The following is a 10,485-nucleotide window of genomic DNA, read 5'->3' on the forward strand; positions in this document are numbered from 1 at the left end:
CTGAGAGTGGTCGTACCTATACGGTCGGCACGGTTGTCACGCCGCGCTGGGTACCGGGTCTCTCCGCCTCGGTCACGTATTGGCATTATTCGCTCAACAACACGATCAGTACGCTGGGCACGCAGTATATTCTCGACCAGTGCTATACCGGTGCAGATACCAGCAATTGCGGCGCTATCGCTGCGCGCTCTTCCTCGCAGCAGCTGACTTCGGTCAATGCGTTCTATCAGAATCTGGGCGGAATCCGCACCAGCGGCATCGATTTCGACCTCGACTATCATGTGCGTCTGACGCCCCATGACAGCCTCACCGTGTCGAACAACATGCAGCAGCTTGTCAGCTACCTGCAGCAGAACGTGCCGAATGGTAAGTGGTACAACTACACCGGTCGTCTGTTCTATGCCGGTGGAAGCGGCCAGCCGCGCGTAAGCGATTATGCCCAGGCGACCTGGCAGCATGACGATTTCAGCTTCACCTACATGATGCGCTATATCGGCGGCATGGTGTGGAATAACGGTGTGACCGATCTGACGGCCAAGACAGCCGGACAGTACAAGACCCCCGGCATCTTCACACATGACATCACGCTGGGCTATCGCCTCAACCGCTGGAACTTCCAGGCGGGCGTCAGCAACCTGCTCGACAAGAAGCCGCCCTTCGTCATGGATGCGGCGACGAACACCAATATCTATCAGTATGGCAGCCTCATTGTTGGCCGCTATGCCTTCCTGCAGGCTGGCGTCAGCTTCTGATCCAGCCCAGTTACCGGGCGGGCCATGCCTGATGCATGGCCTCACCTGAGCAGGCTTCGAGACCTGTATTCCCGTTATCCGGCCTTTTTATTACGGGTCCGGGCAGGGGGCGGCGGAAGAAAAACCAGGAACGATCAGCACTGATCACGGTTTGGTGATATACTGAACCCTTCCTTGTCTTCCTGCCCGGTTACCATGCGCCGCCCTCATGCTCTTCGCCGTCTCTGGCGGTCATCGCTTCCTGTTGTTCTCCCCGGCATCATGCTGCTTGGCGCAGGGGTAAACCCATGCCACGCGCAGCGGGCGGAGGGAGCACTATCGGCAGGCGGTTTCGCTCCCGGAGCGCGTGCCTCGGCCTCGGCCAATGGCACGCTCGATAGCGTCGTTGGCAATCGGCCCTCTCCCGTCAAGGCAGAGGTCGGACTGAATGGCGAGACCTATCGCGTCACCCCTGCCGGCACATTGATCGGGCCTGACGGACAGGCCGTGTCCGGCGGCTGCCCGGCGCCCGACAATGTGGCATCAGGCCAGTTCGTTGCAGGCGGTGCGCCATCCGAACCGGCCCTGAGGGGAAGTGCCGGCGCAGGGATTGGCGCCCGCAAGGACGAGGCTGTCATGATTGGTGTGACGGATCAGGCCGCCCCCCTGAAAACAGCACGTAACCATGACGAACGCGCAGGGAATAGCGGGATACGTCCGCAGGCCACCATGAACGCCTCTTTTGGCCCCGCAGGCGTGTATGTGCTGCCCGAGCCATGCCGTCATCATGGCGCGGGTAAGGCGGCCATGATTCATGATGCTGCGGCTTCGCTCGCTTCAGCCGGAGGCAATGTGTTTGCTCTGGCGGGTAATCGCGATGGAATGCGACAGGCCAATCGTGCCGTTGCCTTGCCCGATGGCGATGTGCTGCTGACGACAGAGCGCCCCGACCATGCAGAGCCGCGCCTTGCACCGATTGCAACGGACGACCGGGTTGCCGCATCCACCCCGCAGGAAGCCAGACCATGAAGGGGCCGCGCGGGCAAGCTTCGGGTCATTCGGGTCATTCGGGACAGGAGAGGGCAGGATGCACGCCCTTCACGGTCAGACTTCTCAGGGCCGGTGCTCTCTGCTGCGCCGCCATCGGTATGGCCAATTCCCCCTTGGCGCAGGCGCAGACGATCTTTCATTCCGGCGCAACAAGCCGCAGCGCAAATCTCCCGGATCTGTCAGCGCCCGCGAGCAGAACACACGATCTCGCGCCCGTTGCCTTGCAGTCGGACCGCCTGGTGCTGCCCCAGCTTCGTGCACTCATCATCCAGCCTGCAGGGCGTATCAGCGAACAGGACTGGCGCTCCTCCCTGACCACTACCGGGCTCGATATCCTCCGCTCTCCTGATTTCACAGCCATCATGACGCCGTTCATCGGGCAGGCTCTGCGCTTCGGGCAGATGCAGACGCTTATCGATGCCGTGGTCGGGTATTATCGCGCCAGGGGTCATGCCTTCGTGACGGTCAGCGTACCGCCCCAGAAGATCCATCAGGGTATCTTGCATATCGATGTGCTCGAATATCGCATCGGTGCGATACGGGTCGTCGGCAATCGCTGGTTTTCCGACCGCACCATTCGCAACCAGAGCGGGCTCCGAACAGGTCAGACACTTTCTCTGGATAGCCTCCAGACCGATCTGAGCTGGGTCAACAGCAACCCGTTCCGGACGGTTGATATGGTCTATCGCCCCGGTGCCGCGCCGGGTTTGACGGATGTCGACCTGAAGGTTGCCGATCGCCTGCCGCTCTATGTTTACGGGGCCTACAACAACCAGCTCGATCCCACGCTGGGCCGCGTGAACTGGGATCTTGGCATATCATGGGGCAACGCCTTCAATCTGGGGCATATCCTCACGTATCAGTTGCAGCGCAGTGTCTCGGGGCGTTTCACGGGGCATAATGGCAGCTGGGAAATTCCGTTGACTTCCCGCGATGCCCTGCTGGTATTCGGAAGTTATTCGGTCTCTTATCCGGTGGCCGATCAGCCCCTTACCAATAAGGGCATTTCAGGTCAGGCGTCTCTTCGCTGGCAGCATATGTTGCCCCATATCGCCTTTGGTACGTTGTTCGGCCTTGATGGCACGACACAGCTTGGCTTTGACTGGAAATCGACCATCTCGGACCAGTTTAGCGCGGCTGTGCCACTCATTCTGGCCAATGCCGAGACCAACCAGTTTGTCGCTGGATTCATGGGATCGCTGCAGGACCCTCTGGGCAAGACCGAGATCAACAACCAGATCGTTTACGGGCCGCCCGGTATTTCAGCCTATAACAAGAGGGGCTGGTATGAGACGATCTTCCCCAACACCAAACCGAATTACGTCTATGACCGCCTGACCCTGAAGCGCGCCTTATCGCTCCCCTGGGGGTTCAAGGCCAATACGCGTGCCGCGTGGCAGGGCGCGACCCATAACCTGCTATATAGTGAGCAACTGATGATTGGCGGTATGGGCACGGTGCGTGGTTATTACGTCAACACGTCCTTCGGCAGTCGTGGCCTGATGTTCAGCGAGGAGATCAATACTAAGGGCTTCTCGCTTGGCAAATGGACGGGGTTCAGCGCGTTGGAAGACACGAATACGCTCGGCGCGTTCTGGGACTGGGGCGATAATTCACAGGTTCATCCGGCCGGTATCGGGCCGCGTGTGGTAACGCTTTCCAGCATCGGGGCCGATCTGAACAGCAAGATCAATCGGCATCTCAACATGACGGTCGACGCAGGCTGGCGTCTGCGCCGCGCAGCCAGTCGCGGCGATCGGGGCGTGTTCTGCGATTTCAATCTGGTGGCAGGGTTCTGATTGAGACGGAAGTACCGATCAGATCAGTCACAAGTAATGATCAAAATGTCATGAGGTAATATACTTTCGTATAGAGAGGGCATACCAAAGAGGTCATTCTTTCAAAAGCATATTGTCGTTAGAGAATTCCCGAACAGGGAAAATCTCGACATGAGCCATGATATGCATCACCGGAAAACCGCTTATTCCTGGGGGAATCGGATCGTTTTGCCGCGTCAGGCGGCCTGCATGGCCGGCCTGATGCTTCCCCTCATCCTGCCCTGCGAGACAGCTCTGGCTGCTGGAGGGGCCGCAAGGGCAAAAGCCGCATCCGAGGCGGAAAATTCCGCCGGGGTAGCGTCCAAATCCGCAGAGTGGAAAAACGGCCGGAAGGCTTTTCGGGCTAAAGGGGGGAGCCATAAGATTGCAGCAAATACGGCGCCCCCTCAGACCGAGACCATCAGCGTGGCCAGAGATGTCCACCGCGCGGCTCAGCCCAATATGACCGTGCTCACCCCGGCTGACTGGCGCAATACGCTGAGTGGTTCCAATCCGCTCGCTCTTCTCGCCCAGACGCCCGGTGTTTCCTATACGTCCTCAGATTCCTACGGCCTCGATGAATCCGATGCGAGCCTGTTTCTGCGTGGGTTTCATATGAATGAACTCGGCATTCTCTTTGAGGGCATTCCGCTGAACGATTCGAGTTTCGGGACGCTGAGCGGTACAAATGTGCTCAATATCAGTGTCCCTGATACGATCGGTTCCATTGCCGTGTCTCCCGGTACCTCACGCGAGAGTACTTTTTCGAGCAGTAATAATGGCGGCGAAATCCGCTACACGCTCATGGCGCCCACAGAAACACACAGCCTTGCCGTCAACCAGGCCGTAGGGAGCAACAATACTCTTGTCACGACGCTCGTAGGGCAATCCGGTACGCTTGGCACGTCGGGACCGCGTGTGCTCGCCGGCTTCCAGCGCATCAGCAAGGATAAATATCAGGGGCAGGGCTCGCAGAACATGCTGCGCGGCAATATCAAGGCGGTGCAAGATGTCGCCTGGGGTGATCTGACTGCCTTTTTCTCGGCCTCGCAGGCGCAGGTCTGGGGCTATAACAACGTGTCCCACGATATGCTGGACAAGCTAGGCTGGCGCGGTGCGGATTTCACCTATCCGAATTATGAGGCAGCTTACGATATGGCGCGCCCTGAAAATGCCGAGGCGCAATGCGGCCCCTATAGCTGTGCGGAGCGTGCCGCCCTGACCCCGTATGACAGCGGACAGGTCTCGCAGGATTTCATAGGGTCCCTGGCCCATCGCTTCCGGATCGGAAGCCGCCTTCATGGCAAGGCGCTCTTCTACGGGGCAAGCACGTATACCGACGCCAGCGTTTCAGACCCGACAACCCCTTCCGAAACTGGCGCTCCGTTTTCGGAGCAGGTCTGGCATTCTGCGGTCCAGCGCTTCGGCGGCAGTCTCACCCTCGACTACCGGATCGGGCATCATCTTCTTTCTGCAGGACTCTGGCAGGAGACATCACGCTCGGTTGCCGATCAGTCCTGGTATAACGAGCCGCTCCTGGGGAGTGGGGTACCACTCCGGGCTATCGGACCGTTTGATCGCTACGGACCCGCCTTCCGAACACAAAATCTCTCCCGTTGGCACACATCTTCGCGCCAGATCTTTTTGCATGACGACTGGAAGCTCACGCCTTCCCTGCTCCTAGGGCTGGGGTTCAAGGCAATAGATGTGCATTCCTCGGGCGGTAGTGTTGGGGATGATGGCGCCCCGCGAGGAAATCTGCGCTCGCAAAACGGCTTCCTGCCGCATCTCTCCCTGCTCTGGACGCTGTCGCCCCGTCAGGATCTGTTCATTGATGCCGCCCAGACCCAAAGCGGCTACCGCATGTCGCCTCGCGGCAATATCGGCTATTCCGCCTCGATCTGGTCCGCTTCGGATCAGGCAAGTTTCGACGAGGCCCTGTCGCGTATCGCTCCTGAGAAGGACATGACGGTCACGATCGGCGGACACAGAAAAGAGGGACGCTTCAGATTGTCATGGGATGGGTACTTCTCGCTTGTCGAAAACCGGCTTGTTTCGGCGTCGATCGGCACGTTGCACAGCCCGGTCAACACCGTCGGGATCGTGCGGGCATCGCATATCTGGGGGGGAGATGTCGCGGCCAGCCTGCCTCTGGGACCGTATCTGACACTCAGCCAGTCACTTTCGGTCAGTCGCTTCCGCTACGGTGGCGATCTGGTCGCCGGAGGTGAAATCTTCCCGATCAGGGGAAAGGCCCAGCCGGGTTACCCGGCCCTGTCTCTGCAAAGCTCGGCCTTTGTGCATGTCGGACAGGTCGAGGCCGGTGCAACGAGCATAGTCTATCTCAACCGTCCTTTCTCGTACACCAACGACATTATGGGGCCGAATTACTGGAATACCACGGCCTATATTGCGTGGAAACGCCTTGGCCATGCAGGCTGGCCGTCGCTCGACATGCGTCTTGATGTCTATAATCTGCTCAACAGCAAGATGATCGGCAACCTCAACGTGGATGGCGCCCCGTTCTCCGGAGATTATCAGACCATGCAGCGCTCGGCGCCGAGACAACTCGTTTTCAGCCTGGGTACGAGGTTCTGATCATGAGGAGAGGGAGCGGTACGCCCGAGACCGCCCGCATGGCCCAGCAGGGGAAACGTCAGAGTCCCGAGCCACGTCAGGTCGGTTCATCCGGCTCCGGGAGGGGCGGTCATGGCTTGCAACCCGCTGCCAGTGCGACCCGTCCCATCCTGCTCGGCCTGATCATGGCCGCCATTTTTGCTGCCGATACGATCACCCACTACGAGATCGCGATACCGGTGCTCTATACGGTGGTGCTCCTAGGCGCCGCCTTCTCTTTTCGGCCAAGAAACCTGATCTGGCTTGCCTGCCTGTGTCTTGGTCTGACCGGAGTGAGCTTCGCGTTCACCCTGCATGGCAACGCGGCTACCGGAGCGATCAATCTGCTGATCAGTTCGGCAGCGATCGTCATCACGGCCTGGCTTGCCATCCGGCTTCAGCATGCCAGGGAACTGGCCCTGCAGGGGCAGTCCCAGTTAGCACGCATCGCCCATGCGCAGATGGTCAGCGGTCTGACGTCGTCCATCGTGCACGAACTCAACCAGCCCCTCGCCGCTATTGCCACTAGCGGGCAAGCTTGCCAGCGCTGGCTCTCCGCAACACCGCCCAATGTCGGTCGGGCAGATGCTGCCCTGGAGCGCATCATACGCGATACCACGCGTGCCGCTGATATCCTGACACGCATGAAGGATTTGACCCGTGGGAAAGTGACCGAATGTCAGCGTTTCAACCTGGCAGATGCTGTGATGGACGTGGTGGCCATGGCCCAGCATCGCCTTGAGCACAACGATATTGCAGCACGTATCCACTGCAAGGCCGGTACCCTGCCTGCCTGGGGAGATCCGGTCCAGATTCAGCAGGTTGTGAGCAATCTTCTGCTCAACGCGATCGAAGCAATTGCAGCGCAGGGTACGGGTGGCGGCCATATAGAGATATCCCTATGGAAGGAGGATAATTCCTGCCTGTGTAGGGTGAGCGATGACGGTGCCGGGATCGCCCCCACTCTCACGGATCACCTTTTTGAGCCCTTTTGGAGCACGAAGCAGGAGGGGACGGGTATCGGCCTCGCGATCAGCCGTACGCTGATCGAAGCGAATAAAGGCCGGATCTGGCTGGCTCAGGACCGGCGTGAAGGGGCAGCGTTCTGCTTCAGCATCCCTGCAGCATGCGAGGAGGAGGCGTAATGGATGCTCGTAATGAGTTCACGGGAGAAACGATCGTTTACGTGGTCGACGACGATGCCTCTATTCGTCAGGCACTCGATGATCTGCTGAGCGCGGTTGGGCAGAAAGTTCGATGCTTTGCCGATGCGGAGAGCTTCATTGTCGCGCCGAAAGAGAACTGTCCCGCTTGCCTGATCCTCGATATCCGGATGCCGGGCCTGTCCGGGATGGATTTTCATCGGCGCATGGCTGGGCTCGGTCTGGATTATCCGGTGGTCTTCATCACCGGTCATGGGGATATTGCCATGGGGGTCGAAGCGATGAAGAACGGGGCGATCGAATTCCTGACGAAGCCGTTTCGCGATCTCGATCTGCTCGATGCCATCCAGCGGGGCCTGGCGATTGATGAGGCATCACAGCAAAAGAGAGCGGAGGGCGAGGCGCTTCTACGGCGCTGGCGTAGTCTGAACGCTGGTGAGAAGCAGGTTGCCCGTCTCGTGGTCACAGGGTTGCTCAATAAACAGACAGCGGGAATACTGGGGGTCAGTGAGATCACTGTGAAAGTGCGTCGTGCGCAGATCATGCGCAAGATGGAGGCAGGCTCATTGCCAGATCTTGTGCGTGAGATGGATCGTCTGAGAGGGCTCTCGCCAGCCGACCTCGAAAGCTGAAAGAAGTCCGGTCCCTGTGCTTCAGTCGAGCGGGATAGCAACCGCTACACCGGCAGCCATCGAGCCATGGCCCCGTCTCTGGTCGTTGGCACCCGCGCCGCCGGTCAATGCATCGCCAACCTGATGATGGTTACGCTGAAAGAAATCCGGGCGCAGTTTCGTATCGTCATCTCCGCCACGCTCTTTGGGTGCGTCGAGCGAGTCATCGGGCAAGGGCGCTTCGGTAAAGCCGTCATGCGATGCCGGTGCCTGCGCCCTGACGGTCAGCGAGGCCTGTCTGATCAGGGGGGCGTCTGCCGTTTCTGGCTCCAGTGAGAAAGCCGAAACCGTGTTGAGGCCTGAGCGGAGGGACCGCACATGGCTGGGTGTTTTTTGCGTCTCGGCTCCGGGCGTCGCCGCATTGTCGGGGGCGGGGCCATTGCCGGGTTGGGCCGGGGAGGCGTCAGGCGGCGCAGACTGTCCTGCTACACCGGTTTCCGCTGCATGAAGCGGGGCGATGGAGGCGCAACTCACAAGGCCGAGTATCAAGGCAGAACAGAAACGCAACAGCGCGATCCTCTTTCCGTTGGTGCAGTATTTCACGAAAATACCGGACTCGATTGCCGGCTGACGTGACTGTATCCAGGTCAGAAAATCTTATGCAACCGAAACCCGCCGATTGTATCGCGCTGTCATCAAACGTGATGCAACCCGGCGGGTAAGCTTTTCCCGATCAGATCGGGAAAGCGTTGTGAGCAGCGTCGGTGAGCACTGCAATACCGGGCAGAAGCTTGCCCTCGAGCCATTCGAGGAAGGCACCGCCAGCCGTCGAGACATAGCTCATCTGGTCGGCAGCCCCGGCATGGCGCAGCGCCGAGACGGTATCGCCACCACCGGCGATGGTCTTGAGCTTGCCTGCCATGGTCAGTTCAGCCGCCTTGCGGGCGACAGAAACCGTGGCCGTATCGAAAGGCTTGATCTCGAAGGCGCCGAGCGGACCATTCCAGACAAGGGTCTTGAGACCCTCGAGCTTGGCGTTGATCAGCGCGATCGTCTTGGGGCCAGCATCGAGAATCATGGCATCGGCTGGGACGGCATGGATGTCACAGACTTCCGAAGGGGCACCCTCGCGGAATTCGCGGGCGATCACGGCGTCGACCGGCAGGATGATCTCGCACTTGCCGTCATTCGCCTGTGCCATGATCTTGCGTGCTGTCTCATGCATGTCGGCTTCCTGAAGCGACTTGCCAACAGCAACGCCCTGCGCCGCAAGGAAGGTGTTCGCCATGGCGCCGCCAATGAACAGCACATCGACCTTCCCCAGCACGTTCCCGATGAGATCGAGCTTGGTGGAGATCTTGGCACCGCCAACAAGCGCACCGACAGGGCGCTCAGGCAGTTCAAGCGCTGCGGTCAGGGCGTTCAGCTCCGCTTCCATCAAGCGACCGGCATAGGCCGGCAGATGATGGGCCAGACCTTCGGTCGAGGCATGAGCGCGATGGGCGGCCGAGAAAGCGTCATTGACATACACATCGCCCAGACGGGCCAGCATGTCTGTAAAAGCCGGATCGTTCTTTTCCTCACCAGCATGAAAGCGTGTGTTTTCGAGAACGCAGACTTCGCCATCCTTGAGGTTGGCAACGGCTTCTTCTGCTTTCGGTCCAACGCAGTCGGACACGAAATGCACCTTGTGCTGGATTTTTGACTCCAGCATTTCGGCAACAGGGGCGAGTGACATGCTGGGCACGACCTGGCCCTTGGGGCGGTCGAAATGGCTCAGGATGATCACGCGCGCGCCCTTGTCGGCCAGCTCGCAGATGGTGGGAATGACGCGATCAATACGCGTCGTGTCCGTGATGGCGCCATCACGCACCGGCACGTTGAGGTCAGCGCGCAGAAGGATGCGCTTTCCCTCAGGAGACAGGTCATCGAGCGTATGGAAACTGGCCATGCTCTTTTCTCCCGGTTTCTTGTTGCTCACAGGCTGCCGAAGAGCGCAGCCGTGTCGGACATGCGGTTCGAGAAGCCCCATTCATTGTCGTACCACGAGCAGATGCGCACCATCTTGCCGCCATCGATCACGGCCGTCTGCGTGGCATCGAAGGTGGAGGAGGCATAGGAGTGGTTGAAGTCCGTGCTCACCAGCGGGGCTTCGTTATAGTCCAGAACGCCCTTCAGCGGGCCTTCGGCAGCGGCGCGCAGGGCGTCGTTGATGGCCTGGACAGAACCCGGTGCGCGGCTCGGGATGAAGTCGAGCGAGACGACCGAGACATTCGGCGTCGGCACGCGGATCGAGGTGCCATCCAGACGTCCCTTGAGGTGCGGCAGAACCAGGCCGATGGCCTTGGCAGCGCCCGTCGAGGTCGGGATCATGTTCAGGGCAGCAGCGCGGGCGCGGCGCGGGTCGCGGTGGTGGGTGTCCACCGTGCGCTGGTCACCGGTGTAGGAGTGGATGGTCACCATGTAGCCGCATTCGATGCCGAAGGCCTCGTCCAAC

The 10,485-nt window shown here is 59.8% G+C and carries 8 protein-coding genes and 1 pseudogene; 6 read left to right on the plus strand and 3 right to left on the minus strand.

Features of this window, described 5'->3' with window-relative positions; all coding sequences use genetic code 11:
• From P792_RS39045 to P792_RS31790, 6 genes are all read left to right on the plus strand, one after another.
• On the plus strand, positions 1-752 hold a 752-nt coding region (locus P792_RS39045), incomplete at its 5' end, for a TonB-dependent receptor domain-containing protein (RefSeq protein WP_035440216.1).
• Positions 753-926: 174 nt separating this feature from the next.
• Positions 927-1,760: a hypothetical protein gene (locus P792_RS31770; protein ID WP_152530238.1), complete on the plus strand. Its 834-nt coding sequence runs from the start codon at positions 927-929 to the stop codon at positions 1,758-1,760.
• Positions 1,757-3,580 (plus strand): ShlB/FhaC/HecB family hemolysin secretion/activation protein, encoded by a 1,824-nt coding sequence (locus P792_RS31775; RefSeq protein WP_023979388.1) that lies wholly within the window; start codon positions 1,757-1,759, stop codon positions 3,578-3,580. The genes P792_RS31770 and P792_RS31775 overlap by 4 nt, the downstream gene beginning before the upstream one ends.
• Positions 3,581-3,730: 150 nt before the next feature.
• On the plus strand, positions 3,731-6,196 hold the full coding sequence (locus tag P792_RS31780) for a TonB-dependent receptor (protein ID WP_081866899.1): 2,466 nt from the start codon (positions 3,731-3,733) through the stop codon (positions 6,194-6,196).
• A 2-nt stretch (positions 6,197-6,198) separates the two neighbouring features.
• Complete coding sequence (locus P792_RS31785) at positions 6,199-7,359, plus strand: sensor histidine kinase (protein WP_081866900.1); 1,161 nt, start codon at positions 6,199-6,201, stop codon at positions 7,357-7,359.
• Positions 7,359-8,009 (plus strand): response regulator transcription factor, encoded by a 651-nt coding sequence (locus P792_RS31790; RefSeq protein ID WP_023979391.1) that lies wholly within the window; start codon positions 7,359-7,361, stop codon positions 8,007-8,009. Before P792_RS31785 ends, P792_RS31790 begins: the two co-directional genes overlap by 1 nt.
• Positions 8,010-8,030: 21 nt before the next feature.
• On the opposite strand, the gene P792_RS31795 is transcribed toward P792_RS31790, so the two are convergent.
• The 3 genes and pseudogenes from P792_RS31795 to P792_RS0119530 all read right to left on the minus strand — a co-directional run.
• Positions 8,031-8,555 carry a hypothetical protein gene (locus P792_RS31795; RefSeq protein ID WP_023979392.1) on the minus strand — a complete coding sequence of 175 codons (525 nt, stop codon included), beginning with the start codon at positions 8,553-8,555 and terminating at the stop codon, positions 8,031-8,033.
• A 166-nt stretch (positions 8,556-8,721) separates the two neighbouring features.
• Positions 8,722-9,939, minus strand: coding sequence for a phosphoglycerate kinase (locus tag P792_RS31800; RefSeq protein ID WP_023979393.1), 1,218 nt, complete (start codon positions 9,937-9,939; stop codon positions 8,722-8,724).
• A 26-nt stretch (positions 9,940-9,965) separates the two neighbouring features.
• Positions 9,966-10,485, minus strand: a pseudogene (locus P792_RS0119530) (erythrose-4-phosphate dehydrogenase); the annotation flags it as partial.

This window comes from Asaia sp. SF2.1 (genome assembly GCF_000505765.1).
In the GTDB taxonomy this organism is placed as follows: domain Bacteria; phylum Pseudomonadota; class Alphaproteobacteria; order Acetobacterales; family Acetobacteraceae; genus Asaia; species Asaia bogorensis.